The organism is Pseudomonas sp. GM78, from assembly GCF_000282475.1.
In the GTDB taxonomy this organism is placed as follows: domain Bacteria; phylum Pseudomonadota; class Gammaproteobacteria; order Pseudomonadales; family Pseudomonadaceae; genus Aquipseudomonas.
On the sequence record NZ_AKJF01000097.1, the window covers coordinates 46,359 to 64,901 of the forward strand.

Annotated in this window: 19 protein-coding genes; 14 read left to right on the forward strand and 5 right to left on the reverse strand. The window is 59.6% G+C overall.

What is annotated here, in order from left to right; all coding sequences use genetic code 11:
* Window positions 1-45: 45 nt before the first annotated feature.
* From PMI35_RS14980 to PMI35_RS14970, 3 genes are all read left to right on the forward strand, one after another.
* Entirely contained in the window at window positions 46-2,784 is a 2,739-nt protein-coding gene (locus tag PMI35_RS14980; RefSeq protein WP_008060242.1) for a LuxR C-terminal-related transcriptional regulator, read from the forward strand.
* A gap of 75 nt (window positions 2,785-2,859) precedes the next feature.
* The gene (locus PMI35_RS14975; protein ID WP_008060243.1) at window positions 2,860-3,504 is read left to right on the forward strand and encodes an MBL fold metallo-hydrolase; all 645 of its coding nucleotides are present in this window, start codon (window positions 2,860-2,862) and stop codon (window positions 3,502-3,504) included.
* A 104-nt stretch (window positions 3,505-3,608) separates the two neighbouring features.
* Window positions 3,609-4,337, forward strand: a complete 729-nt coding sequence (locus tag PMI35_RS14970) for an OmpA family lipoprotein (protein WP_008060244.1) — start codon at window positions 3,609-3,611, stop codon at window positions 4,335-4,337.
* A 237-nt stretch (window positions 4,338-4,574) separates the two neighbouring features.
* Here the strand turns inward: PMI35_RS14970 and PMI35_RS14965 are convergent, their stop codons facing one another.
* Window positions 4,575-5,009, reverse strand: coding sequence for a YhcB family protein (locus PMI35_RS14965; protein WP_008060245.1), 435 nt, complete (start codon window positions 5,007-5,009; stop codon window positions 4,575-4,577).
* A 144-nt stretch (window positions 5,010-5,153) separates the two neighbouring features.
* Between PMI35_RS14965 and PMI35_RS14960 the strand changes: the two genes are divergently transcribed.
* The 3 genes from PMI35_RS14960 (at window position 5,154) to zapE (ending at window position 8,348) form a co-directional block, all read left to right on the forward strand.
* Complete coding sequence (locus PMI35_RS14960) at window positions 5,154-5,783, forward strand: alpha/beta hydrolase (RefSeq protein ID WP_032831630.1); 630 nt, start codon at window positions 5,154-5,156, stop codon at window positions 5,781-5,783.
* Window positions 5,784-5,807: 24 nt separating this feature from the next.
* Window positions 5,808-7,163: a tryptophan--tRNA ligase gene (locus tag PMI35_RS14955; protein ID WP_008060247.1), complete on the forward strand. Its 1,356-nt coding sequence runs from the start codon at window positions 5,808-5,810 to the stop codon at window positions 7,161-7,163.
* 90 nt (window positions 7,164-7,253) lie between these two features.
* Window positions 7,254-8,348, forward strand: a complete 1,095-nt coding sequence (gene zapE, locus PMI35_RS14950) for a cell division protein ZapE (protein WP_032831631.1) — start codon at window positions 7,254-7,256, stop codon at window positions 8,346-8,348.
* Window positions 8,349-8,542: 194 nt separating this feature from the next.
* On the opposite strand, the gene PMI35_RS14945 is transcribed toward zapE, so the two are convergent.
* The gene (locus tag PMI35_RS14945; protein ID WP_177325075.1) at window positions 8,543-9,463 is read right to left on the reverse strand and encodes a GlxA family transcriptional regulator; all 921 of its coding nucleotides are present in this window, start codon (window positions 9,461-9,463) and stop codon (window positions 8,543-8,545) included.
* Window positions 9,464-9,685: 222 nt separating this feature from the next.
* Between PMI35_RS14945 and PMI35_RS14940 the strand changes: the two genes are divergently transcribed.
* Window positions 9,686-10,822, forward strand: a complete 1,137-nt coding sequence (locus tag PMI35_RS14940; RefSeq protein ID WP_008060253.1) for an acyl-CoA dehydrogenase family protein — start codon at window positions 9,686-9,688, stop codon at window positions 10,820-10,822.
* Window positions 10,823-10,952: 130 nt separating this feature from the next.
* Here the strand turns inward: PMI35_RS14940 and PMI35_RS14935 are convergent, their stop codons facing one another.
* Window positions 10,953-11,993 (reverse strand): NADP(H)-dependent aldo-keto reductase, encoded by a 1,041-nt coding sequence (locus PMI35_RS14935; RefSeq protein ID WP_008060254.1) that lies wholly within the window; start codon window positions 11,991-11,993, stop codon window positions 10,953-10,955.
* A gap of 246 nt (window positions 11,994-12,239) precedes the next feature.
* Here PMI35_RS14935 and rplM point away from each other — a divergent pair, with 246 nt between their 5' ends.
* The 7 genes from rplM to PMI35_RS14900 all read left to right on the forward strand — a co-directional run bounded on the left by rplM (window position 12,240) and on the right by PMI35_RS14900 (window position 17,128).
* On the forward strand, window positions 12,240-12,668 hold the full coding sequence (rplM, locus tag PMI35_RS14930; protein WP_003228062.1) for a 50S ribosomal protein L13: 429 nt from the start codon (window positions 12,240-12,242) through the stop codon (window positions 12,666-12,668).
* Window positions 12,669-12,682: 14 nt separating this feature from the next.
* Window positions 12,683-13,075, forward strand: coding sequence for a 30S ribosomal protein S9 (gene rpsI, locus PMI35_RS14925; RefSeq protein WP_003228056.1), 393 nt, complete (start codon window positions 12,683-12,685; stop codon window positions 13,073-13,075).
* 268 nt (window positions 13,076-13,343) lie between these two features.
* Complete coding sequence (gene petA / locus PMI35_RS14920; RefSeq protein ID WP_008060255.1) at window positions 13,344-13,937, forward strand: ubiquinol-cytochrome c reductase iron-sulfur subunit; 594 nt, start codon at window positions 13,344-13,346, stop codon at window positions 13,935-13,937.
* Window positions 13,937-15,148, forward strand: coding sequence for a cytochrome b (locus PMI35_RS14915; protein WP_008060256.1), 1,212 nt, complete (start codon window positions 13,937-13,939; stop codon window positions 15,146-15,148). Before petA ends, PMI35_RS14915 begins: the two co-directional genes overlap by 1 nt.
* The gene (locus PMI35_RS14910; RefSeq protein WP_008060257.1) at window positions 15,148-15,930 is read left to right on the forward strand and encodes a cytochrome c1; all 783 of its coding nucleotides are present in this window, start codon (window positions 15,148-15,150) and stop codon (window positions 15,928-15,930) included. The genes PMI35_RS14915 and PMI35_RS14910 overlap by 1 nt, the downstream gene beginning before the upstream one ends.
* A 150-nt stretch (window positions 15,931-16,080) precedes the next feature.
* Window positions 16,081-16,698: a glutathione S-transferase N-terminal domain-containing protein gene (locus PMI35_RS14905; RefSeq protein WP_007972581.1), complete on the forward strand. Its 618-nt coding sequence runs from the start codon at window positions 16,081-16,083 to the stop codon at window positions 16,696-16,698.
* Window positions 16,699-16,714: 16 nt separating this feature from the next.
* Window positions 16,715-17,128 carry a ClpXP protease specificity-enhancing factor gene (locus PMI35_RS14900; RefSeq protein ID WP_007943725.1) on the forward strand — a complete coding sequence of 138 codons (414 nt, stop codon included), beginning with the start codon at window positions 16,715-16,717 and terminating at the stop codon, window positions 17,126-17,128.
* 161 nt (window positions 17,129-17,289) lie between these two features.
* Here PMI35_RS14900 and PMI35_RS14895 read toward each other — a convergent pair whose 3' ends face one another.
* Complete coding sequence (locus tag PMI35_RS14895) at window positions 17,290-17,868, reverse strand: BON domain-containing protein (protein ID WP_008060258.1); 579 nt, start codon at window positions 17,866-17,868, stop codon at window positions 17,290-17,292.
* The gene (locus tag PMI35_RS14890) at window positions 17,865-18,458 is read right to left on the reverse strand and encodes a phosphoheptose isomerase (protein ID WP_007972584.1); all 594 of its coding nucleotides are present in this window, start codon (window positions 18,456-18,458) and stop codon (window positions 17,865-17,867) included. Before PMI35_RS14890 ends, PMI35_RS14895 begins: the two co-directional genes overlap by 4 nt.
* Between the last annotated feature and the right edge of the window lie 85 nt (window positions 18,459-18,543).

The window sequence follows — 18,543 nt, forward strand, 5'->3', positions numbered from 1 at the left end:
GGACATCTGCAACGCCGCCACCCGCAACACAAACAAGAGCCGGCCATGACTGATCTGTCCCCACCACCAGGTCCTGCAAGCGTCGCTGTCGCCGCGCTGGACGGGCGTTTTTTCCGGCCGCCATTGCCCGACGGCCATGTGCTGCGCCCACGCCTGTGCGAGCGCTTGAGCGCCGGTCTGGGTGGCAGGTTGCTGCTGGTCAGCGCACCGGCCGGGTTCGGCAAGAGTTCGTTGGCGGTGGAGTTTTGTCAGGCGCTGCCCGCGCACTGGCAAAGTCTCTGGCTGGGGTTGAGCCCGCGCGACAGCGACCCGGGCCGATTCCTCGAGCGATTGCTCGAAGGCCTGCAGGATTTTTTTCCGCAACTGGGCAGGCAGTCCCTGGGATTGTTGAAGATGCGCCAGCGGCATCAGCCGTTCGCCTTCGAAGAATGGCTGGACGGGCTGCTCGACGAGCTGGCCGTGCACCTGTCGACCGCGACCCCCCTGTTGCTGGTGCTCGATGACTATCACCTGGCACAGGGGCCGGTGCTCGATCGCTGCCTGCAGTTTTTCCTCAATCACCTTCCCGATGGCTTGCTGGTGATGGTCACCAGTCGACAGCGTCCAGACTGGCACCTGGCGCGGTTGCGCCTGTCGCGCCAGCTGCTGGAGCTGCATGAGCAGGATCTGCGCCTGACCCACGATGAAGCCTTGAGCCTGCTCGATCGGCACAGCAGTTCCTTGCGTGGCGAGGCGCTGGAAAACCTGATCCAGCGCAGCGAAGGCTGGGTTGCCGGGTTGCGCTTCTGGTTGCTGGCCGCGTCCGAGGCAGGCACCCAGGGAGCATTGCCCCAGGCGCTGCACGGCGGGGAAGGGCTGATCCGCGATTACCTGCTCGAGGAGGTGATCGATTGCCTGCCCGCCGAGGTGCAAGCCTTTCTCTACGACACCGCCCACCAGGAACGTTTTTGCAGCGAACTGTGCGACGCCATTCGCGACGCCCATGACAGCGCCGAAATCCTGCGCTTCCTGGCTGCCCACCAGGTGTTCCTGGTGCCGCTGGACGAGCACGGCCACTGGTATCGCTATCACCACCTGTTTTCCGATCTGCTGCGCACGCGGCCTGGCGCGCAATCGATGGTGCCGGCCGCCAGCCTGCACCTGCGCGCCTGTCGCTGGTTCAATGCCCAAGGCCTGCTCGATGAGGCGGTCGAGCAGGCGTTGCGGGCCGGGCACCTGGACGTTGCGGCAAACCTGGTGCAAAACCTTTCCGAAGAACAACTGCTGGCCGAACAGAACGTCGGCATGTTGCTGCGCTGGAAAATGGACTTGCCCGATAGCCTGCTGATCAGCACGCCTCGCCTGATCGTGCTCTATAGCTGGGCGTTGGGGCTGGCCTGCCAACTGGACGCCGCCGAGGAACTGGCCAGCCACCTGAGCCGCTTCCTGCCGGCGCCGTCGGCCACCGCGCAAAAGTCGATGCTGGCGCAATGGCTGGCCCTGAGCGGGATCATCGCGCGCGGGCGCGGTAACCGCGAACTGACGATACGTTATTGCACCGAAGCGCTGGAGAGCCTTCCGTGCAAGCGCTATGGCCAGCGATTGATGTGTCTCTCGACCCTGTCCAACCTGGCGATTGCCGATGGCGATATGTGGCGTGCCAGGAAGTTGAACCGTGACTCCCTGGAACTGGCGCAACGGGTGGGCAACCCGTTGTTCGAGGCGTTGGCCCATTACGACCGCGCTCGCGTATTGCAGGCGCGGGGCGAAATACTGCGTTCGCTGGATGAAGTCCGGCAAGGGCTGCAACGCTTGCAGGGGCTGCCGGCGCAGCGGCTTTTTGCAGTACGTGCCCGACTGACGTTGTACGAGGGCTTCCTGTTGGCCTTGCACCTGCAACCCCAAGCAGCGCGGCTGCGCTTGCAGGCCGGCTTGGGTGAAGCCCGCGCCTGTCGCGACATCAGCGTCCTGATCGGTCATTGCGTGATCGCCCGACTGGAAGGCAGCAGCGGGGAGTTCGCCAAGGCCTTTGCCGAGCTCGCCGAAGCCGAACGGCTTATGCACATCTGGGACGTGCCGCCGATCTACTACCTGGCAATGATCACCCTGGTCAAATGCGAACTCTGGCTGGCCCAGGGGCGTACCGATCTGGCGCAAGCCTGGCTGGCGCGATTGGGGCAGACCTATAACGGCGAACAGCCGGCCGCACCGCCGGAATTCCATCCGCAACTGCCGCTGCACATCGAGCTGCAGCAGGCGTTGCTGGAGGTCATCCAGAACCAGCCGATGCTGGCCGAAGGGCGTTTGAATGCGCTGCTCGAACATGGCCAGCAAACCGGTCGGCAGATGCTCAGTGCAATGGCGCTGACGCAAAAAGTTTCACTGTTGCTGGGCAGCGGACGCGAACCCGAGGCCCGCAAGGCGCTGGTCCAGGCATTGGACGCCGCAGCCGGCGGCGTGCTGCAACCCTTTGAAGGACTGTTGGCCGAGCACCCGGATTGGCTGCGTGGACAGCTTCAACTCTGTACACCGACCACGGTTTCCCAAGACCTCGCAGAAAAACTTCCAGCCATGGTCTCTCGCCCGGCGCTTGAGCCCATTCCCCCGTCGGAACAACTCAGTACCCGGGAAATGGCGGTCCTGCGCCTGATTGCCCAAGGCTGCTCGAATCAGGAAATCAGCGACCAGCTGTTTATTTCGCTGCATACGGTGAAAACCCATGCCAGCCATATCAACAGCAAGCTGGGGGTCGAGCGGCGCACGCAGGCGGTGGCGCGGGCGAAGGAGTTGGGGGTGTTGGTGTAGCGTTGGGCGGCCCCCACGTCCCGCAATCGGGCATGCCTGTGCCAGAATAGGCCATCCATTTTTCCAGGAACATCCATGGACGCTGCCAAACCTGCGCTGATCCGCGAAACCTTCCCCGTCGGCCCCTTGCAGTGCAACTGCACGATCATCGGCGATCCGATCACGAAAAAAGCCATCGTGGTCGACCCGGGCGGCAATCATGAACTGATCCTCGCGCGGCTCGATGCCCTGGGCCTGAAGGTGGTCAGCATCATTCACACCCATGCGCACCTCGATCACTTCCTGGCCTCCGGCCAGTTGAAGGAAAAAACCGGCGCCACCCTGCATTTGCACAAGGAAGATCAGTTCCTGTGGGACAACCTGGAGATGCAATGCCAGATGTTTGGCGTGCCCTACACGCCGGTACCGTCGCCGGACCGCTGGCTGGCCGACGATGAAGAGCTGGCGTGTGGTTGTGGCGTGGCATTGCACACACCGGGTCACACACCAGGCTCCATGAGCTTCTGGTTTTCCGAGGCCAAGCTGTTGATTGCCGGAGATACCTTGTTTCGGCGCGGGGTAGGGCGCACGGATCTGTGGGGCGGCGACCAGGCGACCATCGTGCGTTCGATCAAGCAGCGTCTGTATACCCTCGACGAAGAGGCGACGGTCGTGGCCGGACATGGGCCGGATACCCGCTTGGGTGATGAAATGCGCGAAAACCCCTTTGTTCGCGCCTGATTTGTAACAAGTGGAATTTTCACCTGTCGAAATGATCCAACGCCCGCAAAGGTTCGATGCTTAAGTCCGTTGCACCACAGAATGCAAAAAAGTAGGAGCACTACATGTTCACCACGCCTCGTTTGATTATTGTCGCTACTGCCGTGGCACTGTTGGCCGGTTGCGCGTCGCCCAACCCTTACGACAACCAGGGCCAGGCCGAAAGCGGCTCCACGGGCATGAGCAAAACCGCCAAATACGGTGGTCTCGGGGCTCTGGCCGGTGCACTGGCCGGTGCTGCCATCAACCACGACAACCGTGGCAAGGGCGCGCTGATCGGTGCGGCCGTAGTGGGTGCTTCCGCTGCCGGTTACGGCTACTACGCCGACCAGCAGGAGAAAAAGCTGCGTGCCAGCATGGCCAACACCGGTGTCGAAGTGCAGCGTGAAGGTGACCAGATCAAGCTGATCATGCCGGGCAACATCACGTTCGCCACCGATTCGGCGAACATCGCTTCGAGCTTCTACCAGCCTTTGAACAACCTGGCCGGCTCGCTGAAAGAGTTCAACCAGAACCAGATCGAAATCGTCGGCTACACCGACAGCACCGGCAGCCGCCAGCACAACATGGACCTGTCCCAGCGTCGCGCCCAGAGCGTGGCGACTTACCTGACCTCGCAAGGCGTGAGCGGTACCAACCTGAGCGCCCGTGGTGCCGGCCCGGATAGCCCGGTCGCCAGCAATGCCGACGCCAATGGGCGGGCGCAGAACCGTCGGGTAGAGGTGAACCTGAAGGCGATTCCAGGCCAGCAGTACGGTGGCCAGCAACAAGGTAACGTTGAGCAGTTCCCTTGATCGCCTGACTGAACCCCAGGCATAAAAAAACCGCCCGATCCTCAACAGATCGGGCGGTTTTTTTGTGTTGCCACAACCGGCCCCTTCGCGAGCAGGCTCGCTCCCACATTCGAAGCGCATTCCCCTGTGGGAGCGAGCCTGCTCGCGAAGGGGCCGGCACAGGCAAAGAGGCATTCAGAAACAAAAAAGCCCTCGAACATTCACATGTCCGAGGGCTTTTTCACACCTGAAACCTGATTACTTCTTCAGGCCATAATGCTCATCGAGCATGCCCGGCGCGTTCGGGGCTTTCGGTGCGTAGTCGCGCGGCGGTTCCTGATTGCGCGGTGGCGTCAGGCGTTCCCGTGGAGCCTGCGTCGCATCGGCGTGCAGGGAGGCCAGCAGGCGTTGGCGGGTCTGCTCGTCCAGGGCCAGGCGGTTGGCACCCTCGGCGAGATGATCCTGCACTTCCTGGTAGCTCGCAGTCAGTTTCTTGACCAGTGTCGCGGTGCTGTTGAAGTGGGTCACCACTTCGTTCTGATAACTGTCGAAACGTTCCTGAATGTCGTCCAGCTGACGTTGCGTGCTGCTAGGCGCGGCATTCGGCGCAAGGCGAGCGATCAGAAACCCAATGGCGACACCCACAACCAGGGCAAGAGTCGGTAACAACCAAACTAAGAGCGAGTGTTCCACGAGTCCTTCCTCTATAAACGGCTTTGCTTTACGTTAACGGCTCGAACCTGCGCTGTATACCGCGATTCACTCGCAATGGACAGCCGCAGACAATTTGCTAGACGAGTCGACCCGATTCGAGGTCACGGAGTTCCTTCCTTGCTTATGCGTGAAACCCCTGTAGTGATTGATGGCCCGGTCGGCCAGCTGGAAGCACTGTACCTGGACAATGAGCAGCCGCGCGGCCTCGCGCTCATCTGCCATCCAAACCCGGTGCAGGGCGGCACCATGCTCAACAAAGTGGTCTCGACCCTGCAGCGCACGGCGCGCGATGCCGGTTTGATCACCTTGCGTTTCAACTACCGTGGCGTCGGTGCCAGCGAAGGCACCCACGACATGGGGACCGGTGAAGTCGATGATGCTCAAGCTGTCGCCGAATGGTTCCGGGCCAAACACCCGCAATTGCCGCTGACCCTGTTCGGTTTTTCCTTCGGCGGTTTTGTTGCAGCAAGTCTCGGCGGGCGCCTGGAAGCGCAGGGTGAACAGATCAAGCACCTGTTCATGGTTGCACCGGCGGTTATGCGCCTGGGCGCTCAGGATAAATTGCCGCAACACGGTGAGCTGACCTTGATCCAGCCCGAAACCGACGAAGTGATCGATCCACAAGTCGTTTACGAATGGTCGGACAAGCTCGAACGTCCCCATGAGCTGCTGAAAGTGGCAGAATGCGGACACTTTTTTCATGGCAAGCTGACCGATCTCAAGGATCTGATCCTGCCGCGTCTCTCGAATTGATTGCAGTCTGACAAGCGATTACCCATGACGACTCGTACCCGTATCCTCACCGGCATCACCACCACCGGCACGCCGCACCTGGGCAATTACGCAGGCGCTATCCGCCCGGCGATCCTTGCCAGCCGTGACAGCAATGCCGATTCGTTCTATTTCCTGGCCGACTACCACGCCCTGATCAAGTGCGATGACCCGCTGCGCATCCAGCGCTCACGCCTGGAAATCGCCGCGACCTGGCTCGCCGGTGGCCTGGATGTGGATCGCGTGACCTTCTACCGCCAGTCCGACATCCCGGAAATCCCCGAACTGACCTGGCTGCTGACCTGCGTTGCCGCCAAGGGCCTGCTCAACCGCGCCCACGCCTACAAGGCCTCGGTGGACAAGAACGTCGAGACCGGTGAAGACCCGGACGCCGGTATCACCATGGGCCTGTACAGCTACCCGGTGCTGATGGCCGCGGACATCCTGATGTTCAACGCGCACAAGGTGCCGGTCGGTCGCGACCAGATCCAGCACGTGGAAATGGCCCGGGACATCGGCCAGCGCTTCAACCACCTGTTCGGCCAGGGCAAGGAGTTCTTCACCATGCCCGAGGCGTTGATCGAGGAAAGCGTGGCCACGTTGCCGGGCCTGGACGGTCGCAAGATGTCCAAGAGCTACGACAACACCATTCCGTTGTTCAGCAGCGCCAAAGAAATGAAAGATGCGATTTCCCGTATCGTCACCGACTCCCGTGCACCGGGTGAGGCAAAGGATCCGGACAATTCGCACCTGTTCACCCTGTTCCAGGCGTTCGCCACCCCGGCGCAAGCTGACGAGTTCCGCAGCGATCTGCTGCAGGGCCTGGGTTGGGGCGAGGCGAAGAACCGCCTGTTCCAGCTGCTGGACAGCGAACTGGGCGAGTCCCGCGAGCGTTACAACCAATTGATCGAGCGCCCGGCAGATCTTGAAGACATCCTGCAGCACGGGGCGAAAAAGGCGCGTGCAGTCGCGACCCCGTTCCTCAACGAGCTGCGCGAAGCGGTAGGTCTGCGTTCGTTCGTTGCCCAGGCGCAAGTGGCAGCGACCACCAAGAAGAAAGCCGTTAAGGCTGCGCGTTTTGTCAGCTTCCGTGAAGACGACGGCAGTTTCCGCTTCCGTCTGCTGGCGGCCGATGGCGAGCAACTGCTGCTGTCGCGCAACTTCGCCGACGGTAAAACCGCAGGCCAGGTGACCAAGCAACTGCAATCGAGCCAGCCATTGGACGTGCGCAGCGAAGACCTGAGCTTCAGCGTCTGGCTGGAAGGCGAGTGCGTGGGTGACAGCCCGGCTTTCGCTGACAGCGCCGCGCGCGATGTTGCGATCGAGGCCTTGCGAATCGCCCTGACGCCAGTCCAGGACTAATCAACGGCTCGGCCCGACCAAGGGCTGATTGCCATTCCCACGGGCCATCGCTACAGTGACGGCCCGTTTTTGTTGCCTTGCTAACGAATTATGACGCCCCTAGAACGATATCAAGCTGATCTGAAACGCCCGGAATTCTTCCATGATGCCGCGCAGGAAACTGCCGTGCGTCATCTGCAGCGCCTGTACGACGATCTGGTCGCGGCCGAGCAGAACAAGCCGGGCCTGCTGGGCAAACTGTTTGGCAAGAAGGATCAGGCACCGGTAAAGGGCCTGTACTTCTGGGGCGGCGTGGGTCGCGGCAAGACTTACCTGGTCGACACCTTCTTCGAAGCGCTGCCGTTCAAGGAAAAGTCCCGTACGCACTTCCACCGCTTCATGAAGCGCGTGCACGAGGAGATGAAGACCCTGGGCGGCGAGAAGAACCCGCTGACCATCATCGCCAAGCGCTTCTCCACCGAAGCCCGGGTGATCTGCTTCGATGAATTCTTCGTCTCCGACATCACCGATGCCATGATCCTCGGCACCTTGATGGAAGAGCTGTTCAAGAACGGTGTGACCCTGGTTGCGACGTCGAACATCGTGCCGGACGGCCTGTACAAGGACGGCCTGCAACGCGCGCGCTTCCTGCCGGCCATTGCGCTGATCAAGCAGAACACCGAGATCGTCAACGTCGACAGCGGCGTCGACTATCGTCTGCGCCACCTCGAGCAAGCCGAGCTGTTCCACTATCCACTCGACGAAGCCGCCAACGAAAGCCTGCGCAAAAGCTTCCGTGCGCTGACACCGGAATGCACGGCAGCGGTCGAAAATGACGTGCTGATGATCGAGAACCGTGAAATTCGTGCCCTGCGCACCTGCGATGACGTGGCCTGGTTCAACTTCCGTGAACTGTGCGACGGTCCGCGCAGCCAGAACGACTACATCGAGCTGGGCAAGATCTTCCACGCCGTATTGCTCAGCGATGTCGAGCAGATGAGCGTCACCACCGACGACATCGCCCGACGCTTCATCAACATGGTCGACGAGTTCTACGATCGCAACGTCAAGCTGATCATTTCTGCCGAAGTCGAACTCAAGGACCTCTACACCGGCGGTCGCCTGAATTTCGAATTCCAGCGAACCCTGAGTCGTCTGCTGGAAATGCAGTCCCACGAATTCCTGTCCCGGGCGCATAAGCCATAGGACGATTCGGAAAATAAAAAGGGCCTGCATTTGCAGGCCCTTTTTTATGCGCAGAAGATCCCTCAAATTCACCGCAATCCCCTGTGGGAGCGAGCCTGCTCGCGATAGCGGTATGTCAGTCACATCATTGCTGAGTTTGCCGACGCCATCGCGAGCAGGCTCGCTCCCACATTGAAAAGAGTGGGCTTCAGGGTTTAGGCAGCCTGCTGAAACTGCTGCCGATACTGGTTCGGAGACAGTTCAGTATGTTGGCGGAATAACCGGGCAAAGAAGCTCGCATCGTCATAGCCAACTTCGTAACTGATGGTCTTGATGCTCTTGCGGCTACCGGACAGCAGTCCTTTGGCGGTTTCGATGCGCAGGCGCTGCAGGTAGTGCAGTGGCTTGTCACCGGTGGCGGTCTGGAAGCGGCGCATGAAGTTGCGGATGCTCATGCCGTGTTCGCGGGCAACGTCTTCGAAGCGGAATTTGTCGGCGAAGTGTTCTTCGAGCCAGTGCTGGATCTGCAGGATGATCACGTCCTGGTGCAGCTTTTGCCCGCCGAAGCCGATTCTTCCCGGCGAGTAGCTGCGTTGCACTTCATAGAGGATGTCCCGCGCCACGGCCTGGGAGACGTTGGCGCCGCAGAAGCGCTCGATCAGGTAGACATACAGGTCGCATGCCGAGGTGGTGCCGCCCGCGCAATACAGGTTGTCGGCGTCGGTCAGGTGCTTGTCCTGATTGAGTTGGACCTTCGGGAAGCGTTCTGCAAAGGCATTGAAGAAGCGCCAGTAGGTGGTCGCCTCCTTGCCATCGAGCAGGCCGGCTTCGGCGAGCCAGAACACCCCGGTGGCCTCGCCGCAGAGTACAGCGCCGCGGGCATGTTGCTGGCGCAACCAGGACAGGACCTGTGGATGACGTTTGCTCAGGGTCTCGAAATCGTCCCAAAACGCGGGAATGACGATGATGTCGGCATTTTCCAGGCCGCCGTCCACCGGGATCACTACGTCGCTGAAGGTGTTGACCGGTTTGCCGTCGGGGCTGACCAGTCGGGTTTCGAACGCTGGAGTCAGGCCGTGGCCCAGTTGTTTACCGTAGCGCAGGCTGGCGAGGTGGAAGAAATCCTTGGCCTGCATGAGGGTGGAAGCGAAAACCCGGTCAATGGCCAGGATGCTGACGCGCCGCAAGGGCGTGGAGGCTTGGTTAGACATAATTCAACTTTATTCTTATAGGGGAAAGTGGTCACCAGACGGCTGGATCGTCTTATTTTTTGTCGGATGTGTCCAGTGTCCTGTATCGGACACCAGGCATAGTCTCTGAAGGTCCATTCCTTTAAAAAACAAAGATAAGGGTGCCGCATGATTCCGAGAACCTTGTTCAGTTCCGAGCACGAACTCTTTCGCGACAGCGTGCGAACGTTCCTCGAGAAAGAAGCGGTGCCGTTCCATGGGCAATGGGAAAAACAGGGCTATATCGACCGTCAACTCTGGAACAAGGCAGGGGAGGCGGGGATGTTGTGCTCGCATTTGCCGGAACAGTACGGAGGGTTGGGGGCGGACTTTCTGTACAGTGCGGTGGTCATCGAAGAGATAGGACGCTTGGGGTTGACCGGTATCGGTTTTTCCCTGCATTCGGACATCGTTGCACCCTACATCCTGCATTACGGCAGTGAAACGCTGAAACACAAATACCTGCCCAAACTGGTATCTGGCGAGATGGTCAGTGCCATTGCCATGACCGAGCCCGGTGCCGGTTCCGACCTGCAAGGGGTAAAGACCACCGCAGTACTCGATGGTGACGAATATGTGATCAACGGCTCGAAGACGTTCATCACCAACGGCTTCCTCGCAGACCTGGTGATCGTCGTCGCCAAGACCGATCCGAAGGCAGGCGCGAAGGGCACCAGCCTGTTCCTCGTGGAGGCCGATACGCCGGGCTTCGACAAGGGCAAGCGCCTGGAAAAGGTCGGCATGAAGGCCCAGGACACCTCGGAGCTGTTCTTCCAGGATGTCCGGGTACCCAAGGAAAACCTGCTGGGCCAGGCAGGGATGGGGTTCGCGTATTTGATGCAGGAGTTGCCGCAGGAGCGTCTCACCGTGGCCATCGGCGGCCTGGCTTCAGCTGAAGCGGCGTTGCAATGGACCCTGGACTACACCCGCGAGCGCAAGGCCTTCGGCAAGGCGGTTGCCGACTTCCAGAACACCCGTTTCAAGCTCGCCGAAATGGCGACCGAGATCCAGATCGGCCGGGTCTTTGTCGACCGCTGCCTGGAATTGCACCTGCAAGGCAAGCTCGACGTGCCGACGGCGGCGATGGCGAAGTATTGGGGCACGGACCTGCAGTGCAAGGTGCTCGACGAGTGCGTGCAGTTGCATGGCGGTTACGGGTTCATGTGGGAATACCCGATTGCCCGGGCGTGGGCGGATGCGCGGGTGCAGCGGATCTATGCCGGGACCAATGAAATCATGAAGGAGATTATTGCGCGGTCGCTTTGATCGTGTGGTGACTGCGCGGGCGCCATCGCGGGCAAGCCCGCTCCCACAGATATTGAGGTGTACACAGCATTTGTGATCACCCATCTCACTGTGGGAGCGGGCTTGCCCGCGATGGCGATTTACAAATCAATCAAGGCGCCGGATTCGGATGATCCCTGTGGATCGCCTCGATCCCTTCCAGCACTTCCTCCGACAGCTTCAAGTCAAAACTGGCGATGTTGCTCTCCAGTTGCTCCATCGTCGTCGCGCCAATGATGTTGCTGGTCACGAACGGCTGTTGCGTGACGAATGCCAGGGCCATTTGCGCCGGGTCCAGGGCATGCTCGCGGGCCAGGGCGACGTAGCGGCTGCAGGCCGCTTCCGACTGCGGGTTGAAATAGCGGCTGAAGCGGCTGTAGAGGCTCAGGCGGCCTTTTGGCGGGCGGGCCCCACCTTCGTACTTGCCTGACAGAAAACCGAACGCCAGCGGCGAGTAGGCGAGCAGGCCGCACTGTTCGCGAATGGCGATTTCCGCCAGGCCGACCTCGAAGCTGCGGTTGAGCAGGTTGTACGGGTTCTGGATCGACACCGCCCGCGGCCAGCCGCGTTGCTCGGCCAGGGCCAGGAAACGCATGGTGCCCCACGGCGTTTCGTTGGACAGACCGATGTGGCGGATCTTGCCGGCCCTGACCTGTTCATCCAGCGCTTCGAGGGTGTCTTCCAGGGGCGTCAGGTTGGCTTCTGTCTGGTGCTTGTAGCCCAGTTGCCCGAAGAAATTGGTGCTGCGCTCCGGCCAGTGCAGCTGGTACAGGTCGATGTAGTCGGTCTGGAGGCGCTGGAGGCTGGCATCCACGGCTTCGGTGATGTGTTGGCGATTGTGCCGCAGGTTCTTGTCGCGGATGTGTTCGATGGTGTTGCCGGGGCCGGCGATCTTGCTGGCGAGGATCCAGTCGCTGCGATCGCCACGGCTCTTGAAGTAATTGCCGATGTAGCGTTCGGTGGTGGCGTAGGTTTCGGCCTTGGGCGGTACCGGGTACATTTCAGCGGTATCGATGAAGTTGATCCCGGCGGCCTTGGCGCGCTCGATCTGGGCGAAGGCGTCTGCCTCGCTGTTTTGCTCGCCCCAGGTCATGGTGCCGAGGCAGATTGCACTCACGTTCAGATTGGTTCGGCCTAGCTGGCGATAGTCCATCGGGTACTCCCCTGGGCAAAACAATCATAAAAGCAGGTTGAATTATTTTTCGCAATCTGCATAATTGCGCACCTCTTTCTGCAGTGGAAGTGATGCGCCGCCGCCGAAGAATCTTGCCGTTGAACGGACGCGCCGACCCGAGCCCCCGAAAGCGTCTGTATCCGGCTGCCTTTGACTTGTCAAAGTACGCACTATTCAGTAAGATCCGCCGTCTAATTTACAGGGCGGCCCCTGAGGCTATAAAGAATGAAAACTTTTACTGCTAAACCGGAAACAGTAAAGCGCGACTGGTTTGTCGTCGACGCTGCTGGTCAGACCCTGGGTCGTCTGGCCACCGAAATCGCGAGCCGTCTGCGTGGCAAGCACAAGCCTGAGTACACTCCTCACGTTGACACCGGCGACTACATCGTCGTAATCAACGCCGAGCAGATCCGTGTTACCGGCGCTAAAACCACTGACAAAATGTACTACTCCCACTCCGGTTTCCCGGGCGGCATCAAGTCGATCAACTTTGAAAAGCTGATCGCCAAGGCCCCTGAGCGCGTGATCGAGACCGCGGTCAAAGGCATGCTGCCTAAGAACCCGCTGGGTCGCGACATGTACCGTAAGCTGAAAGTCTATGCGGGCGCTGCACACCCTCATACTGCTCAGCAGCCCCAAGAACTGAAGATTTAACGGAATAGTTCATTATGTCGGCGACTCAAAATTACGGCACTGGCCGTCGCAAGACCGCAACCGCACGCGTTTTCCTGCGTCCGGGTACTGGTAACATCTCCATCAACAACCGTTCGCTGGATAATTTCTTCGGCCGCGAAACTGCCCGCATGGTAGTTCGTCAGCCGCTGGAATTGACTGAGACTGTCGAGAAGTTCGACATCTACGTCACCGTGATCGGCGGTGGTGTGAGTGGTCAAGCTGGCGCAATCCGCCACGGCATCACCCGCGCTCTGATGGACTACGACGAAACTCTGCGCAGCGCTCTGCGTAAAGCCGGCTTCGTAACCCGCGATGCACGTGAAGTTGAACGTAAGAAAGTTGGTCTGCGTAAAGCGCGTAAGCGTCCGCAGTACTCGAAGCGTTAATTCGCTTCCACGTTCAAAAAGAACGCCCAGTCTCCTCGCGGAGCTGGGCGTTTTTTTGTGGGTGTTATTTTCTCAAAGAATTGCGCTGTGACAACTTGCCACATCGGCAGAGGCCCTATACTACAAGGCTTGGCAGTGGTGCCCCAGGGTAATTACCTTGTCAGAATTGGGGCTTTTCATTACCATTCGGCAAAATTTTTATAAGTACAGCGTTTTACTTAGTAGATGCCTGATTTAACAGGCCACAAAGCTGATGGGAGAGGACTGAATGAGCAATGACGGCGTGAATGCAGGCCGGCGTCGCTTCTTGGTAGCAGCCACATCCGTGGTGGGTGCTGCAGGAGCGGTGGGGGCTGCGGTCCCGTTCGTGGGGTCATGGTTTCCCAGTGCCAAGGCGAAAGCCGCAGGTGCACCGGTGAAAGTGAATGTCAGCAAGATCGAGCCAGGCCAGCAGATGATTGCTGAATGGCGCGGCCAGCCGGTATTCATCGTCCGCCGTACCGAGGAAATCCTGGGGAATCTGAAAAAGATCGAGGGCCAGCTCTCTGACCCGACCTCCAAGAACTCGACACAACCGACCTATGTCGACCCCGAAACGCGGTCGATCAAGCCTGAAGTTTTGCTGTTGATCGGCATCTGCACGCACCTGGGTTGCTCGCCGACCTTCCGTCCCGAAGTCGCGCCCGCCGACTTGGGCAAGGACTGGGTAGGTGGTTATTTCTGCCCTTGCCACGGCTCCCACTACGACCTGGCTGGCCGCGTCTACAAGTCGCAACCTGCGCCTTTGAACCTGCCAGTTCCCCCGCATTCCTATGAGACCGATGACATCATCGTCGTTGGCGTCGATACGGAGAAAGCGTGATGAGCAAGTTCATGGATTGGGTTGATGCGCGCTTTCCCGCGACCAAAATGTGGGAAGACCATCTCAGCAAGTACTACGCCCCGAAGAACTTCAACTTCTTCTATTTCTTTGGCTCCCTGGCGCTGCTCGTTCTGGTCAACCAGATCGTCACCGGTGTCTGGCTGACCATGAGCTACACCCCGTCGGCGGAAGAGGCCTTCGCTTCCGTCGAGTACATCATGCGCGACGTCGAGTACGGCTCGATCCTGCGCCTGCTGCACTCCACCGGCGCCTCGGCATTCTTCATCGTGGTCTATCTGCACATGTTCCGTGGTCTGCTCTACGGTTCGTATCAGAAGCCTCGTGAGCTGGTGTGGGTCTTCGGCATGCTGATCTACCTGGCGCTGATGGCCGAAGCCTTCATGGGTTACCTGCTGCCGTGGGGCCAGATGTCCTACTGGGGCGCCCAGGTGATCATCTCGCTGTTCGGTGCGATCCCGGTCATCGGCAACGACCTGACCCAGTGGATTCGTGGTGACTACCTGATTTCCGGCATCACCCTGAACCGCTTCTTCGCCTTGCATGTGGTCGCGCTGCCGATTGTGATTCTCGGCCTGGTGGTGCTGCACGTCCTGGCGCTGCACGAAGTCGGTTCGAACAACCCGGATGGTGTGGACATCAAGAAATACAAGGACGAAAACGGCGTACCACTGGACGGCATTGCCTTCCACCCGTACTACACCGTGAAAGATATCGTCGGCGTGGTGGTGTTCCTGTTCATCTTCTGCTCGATCGTGTTCTTCTTCCCGGAAATGGGTGGCTACTTCCTCGAGAAGCCGAACTTTGAAGTGGCGAACGCCTTCAAGACCCCAGAGCACATCGCTCCGGTCTGGTACTTCACGCCTTTCTACGCGATCTTGCGTGCGGTTCCGGACAAGCTCCTGGGTGTGATTGCCATGGGTGCGGCCATTGCCGTGCTGTTCGTCCTGCCGTGGCTGGACCGTAGCCCGGTCAAGTCGATGCGCTATAAGGGCTGGATGAGCAAGATCTGGCTCTGGGTGTTCTGCATTTCGTTCGTGATCCTGGGCGTGTTGGGTGTTCTGGCTCCGACGCCAGGCCGTACATTGCTGTCGCAGGTATGCACCTTCCTGTACTTCGCCTACTTCATTCTGATGCCGTTCTACACCAGGCTCGAGAAGACCAAACCGGTTCCGGAAAGGGTGACTGGCTGATGAAAAAACTATTTGCTGTACTGATTCTTGCTGCCCTGCCGGTGTTGTCCTTTGCGGCTGAACACGGTGGTCCCGAGCTGGAAAAAGTCGACATCGACGTTTCCGACAAGGCTGCGATGCAGGATGGCGCGCGCACGTTCGCCAACTATTGCATGGGCTGCCACAGCGCCAAGTTCCAGCGTTACGAGCGTGTTGCCGATGACCTCGGCATTCCGCACGAGCTGATGCTCGAGAAGCTGGTGTTCACTGGTGCCAAGATCGGCGATCACATGAACATCGGCATGCAGCCGGCTGACGCCAAGGCCTGGTTCGGCGCGGCGCCGCCCGACCTGACCCTGGTCGCTCGTGTACGTGGCACCGATTGGCTCTACGGTTACCTCAAGTCGTTCTATGAAGATCCGTCGCGCCCATGGGGTGTGAACAACAAGGTCTTCCCGAACGTGGGCATGCCTAACGTTCTGGTCGGCCTGCAGGGTCGTCAGGTCGTCGGTTGCAAACAGGTTCAGATCGTCGAAGATGGCAAGAAGCAATATGATCCGCTGACCGGTACGGCGCTGACTCATGAAGCGTGCGATCAGCTGACCATCGTGCCGAAGAGTGGTGCCCTGACCGAAGAGCAGTTCGATGAGAAGGTCAAGAATCTGGTAACCTTCCTGGCTTACTCGGCTAACCCGGTTAAGCTGCAACATCAGCGCATCGGTACGTACGTATTGCTGTACCTGGCGTTCTTCTTCGTATTCGCTTACTTGCTCAAGCGCGAATACTGGAAAGATGTGCACTGATAAAGCTTCAAGCAATTGCTGTTAATCGCGCGCGCCCAAGGGCGCCTCTGAAAGGGTAACGAGCCTGGTGAGCCAGGCGTTACGGGAGGCGCCCTCTGGGCGCGCTCGTTTTTCCGCTTCCGATCATTTCAACAAGCGAGGAGGATCGCCATGGGCGTGACCAATCGGTTGGCCTGTTACTCCGACCCCGCCGACCACTATTCCCACCGAGTGCGAATCGTACTGGCAGAGAAGGGTGTCAGCGCCGAGATCATTTACGTGGAGGCTGGTCGCCAGCCGCCTAAACTGATCGAAGTGAACCCTTACGGCAGCCTGCCGACGCTGGTCGATCGTGACCTGGCGTTGTGGGAGTCTACGGTGGTGATGGAATATCTGGATGAGCGTTACCCGCACCCGCCGCTGCTGCCGGTCTATCCGGTGGCACGTGCCAACAGTCGTTTGCTGATTCATCGTATTCAGCGTGACTGGTGTGGCCTGGTGGATCTGATCCTGGATTCACGGACCAAGGAAGCCGCGCGTGCCGTGGCGCGCAAAGAGCTGCGCGAGAGCCTGACGGGTGTGTCGCCGCTGTTTGCCGACAAGCCATTTTTCCTCAGTGAGGAACAAAGCCTGGTGGATTGCTGCCTATTGCCAATACTCTGGCGATTGCCGATTCTGGGTATAGAACTGCCGCGGCCAGCCAAGCCGCTGCTTGATTACATGGAGCGCCAGTTTGCGCGTGAGGCTTTCCAGGCGAGTCTGTCTGGTGTCGAACGCGACATGCGCTAAGGCTTAAGGAGCCGATATGAACTCCAGTCGACCTTATCTGGTCCGCGCGCTCTACGAGTGGATTGTTGATAACGATTGCACCCCGCACATGCTGGTCAATTCCGAGTATCCCTCGGTGCAGGTGCCGCAAGGTTTTGCCAGTGATGGCCAGATCGTCCTGAACGTATCGCCACAGGCTGTGCGTCATTTGCACATGGACAACGAGGCGGTGAGCTTCGAAGGCCGCTTTGGTGGGGTGCCGCATACCCTGTACGTGCCTATCGCCTCGATCCTGGGTATCTACGCCCGGGAGAATGGCCAGGGCATGGTGTTCGATCTGGAGTCGCCCATGGAGGACGAGGAAGAGATCGAGCCGGATGACGATATTCCGCCTCCGGACAGCGAGCCGCCGCGGCCAAGTGGTCGGCCGAGCTTGAAGGTGGTGAAATAAAAAAGGGCGATCCGAATGGATCGCCCTTTTTTATTTCTGTTGAGCCCGGCTTGCCGGCGAAGGCGGTCAAAAGACTGGCGCAATGTTCAATGACGCCTTCGCCGGCAAGCCGGGCTCCTACAGGGCGATGGCGATTTCAGAATCGCGATCGCCGAGGAGGGTCAGTCGATGTACTCAAACAGCTTCACAATCTTCTGCACCCCGGAAACCCCTTGCACCAGGCTCGTCGCCTGGGCGGCTTCCTGCTTGGTCAGCAAGCCCAGCAGGTAAACGATGCCGTTCTCAGTGACCACCTTGATGCGCGAGCCGGGGATGTTCGGGTCGGTGAGCATCTGGGTCTTGATCTTGGAGGTCAGCCAGGTGTCGTTCTGGCGGGCAAGGAAGCCGGAGGGTGGCAGGACCTGAATTTCGTTGTGCACCGTCTTCACCCGCTGCACCGCAGCAGCGGCTTGCTCGGCCTTGGCCTTGAGGTCGGCACGCGGGGTTTGCCCGGCGAGCAGTACGACGCCGTTGAAGCTGGTGACGACGATGTGCGAATCGTTGTCCAAGGCCGGATCGGCCTTGGCGATGTTCACGCCGACCTTGGTGTCGATCAGAGAATCGTCGATCTTGCTGCCGAAAGTGCGGGTGCCGCGGTCATCTTCAATCGGTGCTTCGCGGCTGGCATTAACCACCGAGGTGCAGCCGCTGATGCCGAGGCACAGGGTCAGGGCCAGTAGGCCGAGGCGATTAGGGGTCATTCTTCACTCCCGAACAGTTGGCTGTCGATCAAGTCGCAAAGGCAGTGGATCGCCAGCAGGTGGACTTCCTGGATACGTGCGGTGACGTTGGCCGGTACGCGAATCTCGACGTCTTCGGGCAAAAGCAGCGACGCCATGCCGCCGCCATCGCGACCGGTCAATGCTACGACAATCATTTCGCGATCATGTGCGGCCTGGATCGCTTGAATTATGTTTGCCGAGTTGCCGCTGGTGGAAATTGCCAGCAATACATCGCCCGGCTGACCGAGCGCACGGATCTGTTTGGAGAAGATTTCGTTGTAGCTGTAGTCGTTGGCGATCGACGTGATCGTCGAGCTGTCCGTGGTCAGCGCAATGGCTGGCAGGCTCGGACGTTCGCGCTCGAAGCGGTTGAGCAGCTCGGACGAAAAGTGCTGGGCGTCGCCAGCAGAGCCACCGTTGCCGCAGGAAAGCATCTTGCCCTCGTTGAGCAAGGCATTGACCATCACCTGGCTGGCTTGCTCGATGTGCGGTGCAAGTACTTCCATCGCCTGTTGCTTGGTGTCGATACTGGCCTGAAAAAGCTGGCGAATTCGGGATTGCATGTCCATCTGTGTGACCTTAATGAGCGCGGCTGTCCGGCACGTGAGTGTGCAGCCCGCAAAGCAAAGAGCAAAAGTGTTGAGTGGTGGTATC

Coding starts and splice junctions, on each gene's coding strand:
- PMI35_RS14910 (WP_008060257.1), top strand. CDS start 15,148: ATGAAAAAACTATTTGCTGTACTGATTCTTGCTGCCCTGCCGGTGTTG.
- PMI35_RS14945 (WP_177325075.1), bottom strand. CDS start 9,463: ATGCAGGCCAAGGATTTCTTCCACCTCGCCAGCCTGCGCTACGGTAAA.
- PMI35_RS14960 (WP_032831630.1), top strand. CDS start 5,154: ATGCGTGAAACCCCTGTAGTGATTGATGGCCCGGTCGGCCAGCTGGAA.
- PMI35_RS14905 (WP_007972581.1), top strand. CDS start 16,081: ATGGGCGTGACCAATCGGTTGGCCTGTTACTCCGACCCCGCCGACCAC.
- PMI35_RS14970 (WP_008060244.1), top strand. CDS start 3,609: ATGTTCACCACGCCTCGTTTGATTATTGTCGCTACTGCCGTGGCACTG.
- PMI35_RS14900 (WP_007943725.1), top strand. CDS start 16,715: ATGAACTCCAGTCGACCTTATCTGGTCCGCGCGCTCTACGAGTGGATT.
- rpsI (WP_003228056.1), top strand. CDS start 12,683: ATGTCGGCGACTCAAAATTACGGCACTGGCCGTCGCAAGACCGCAACC.
- PMI35_RS14940 (WP_008060253.1), top strand. CDS start 9,686: ATGATTCCGAGAACCTTGTTCAGTTCCGAGCACGAACTCTTTCGCGAC.
- PMI35_RS14895 (WP_008060258.1), bottom strand. CDS start 17,868: ATGACCCCTAATCGCCTCGGCCTACTGGCCCTGACCCTGTGCCTCGGC.
- rplM (WP_003228062.1), top strand. CDS start 12,240: ATGAAAACTTTTACTGCTAAACCGGAAACAGTAAAGCGCGACTGGTTT.
- PMI35_RS14955 (WP_008060247.1), top strand. CDS start 5,808: ATGACGACTCGTACCCGTATCCTCACCGGCATCACCACCACCGGCACG.
- PMI35_RS14980 (WP_008060242.1), top strand. CDS start 46: ATGACTGATCTGTCCCCACCACCAGGTCCTGCAAGCGTCGCTGTCGCC.
- PMI35_RS14915 (WP_008060256.1), top strand. CDS start 13,937: ATGAGCAAGTTCATGGATTGGGTTGATGCGCGCTTTCCCGCGACCAAA.
- zapE (WP_032831631.1), top strand. CDS start 7,254: ATGACGCCCCTAGAACGATATCAAGCTGATCTGAAACGCCCGGAATTC.
- petA (WP_008060255.1), top strand. CDS start 13,344: ATGAGCAATGACGGCGTGAATGCAGGCCGGCGTCGCTTCTTGGTAGCA.
- PMI35_RS14975 (WP_008060243.1), top strand. CDS start 2,860: ATGGACGCTGCCAAACCTGCGCTGATCCGCGAAACCTTCCCCGTCGGC.
- PMI35_RS14935 (WP_008060254.1), bottom strand. CDS start 11,993: ATGGACTATCGCCAGCTAGGCCGAACCAATCTGAACGTGAGTGCAATC.
- PMI35_RS14890 (WP_007972584.1), bottom strand. CDS start 18,458: ATGGACATGCAATCCCGAATTCGCCAGCTTTTTCAGGCCAGTATCGAC.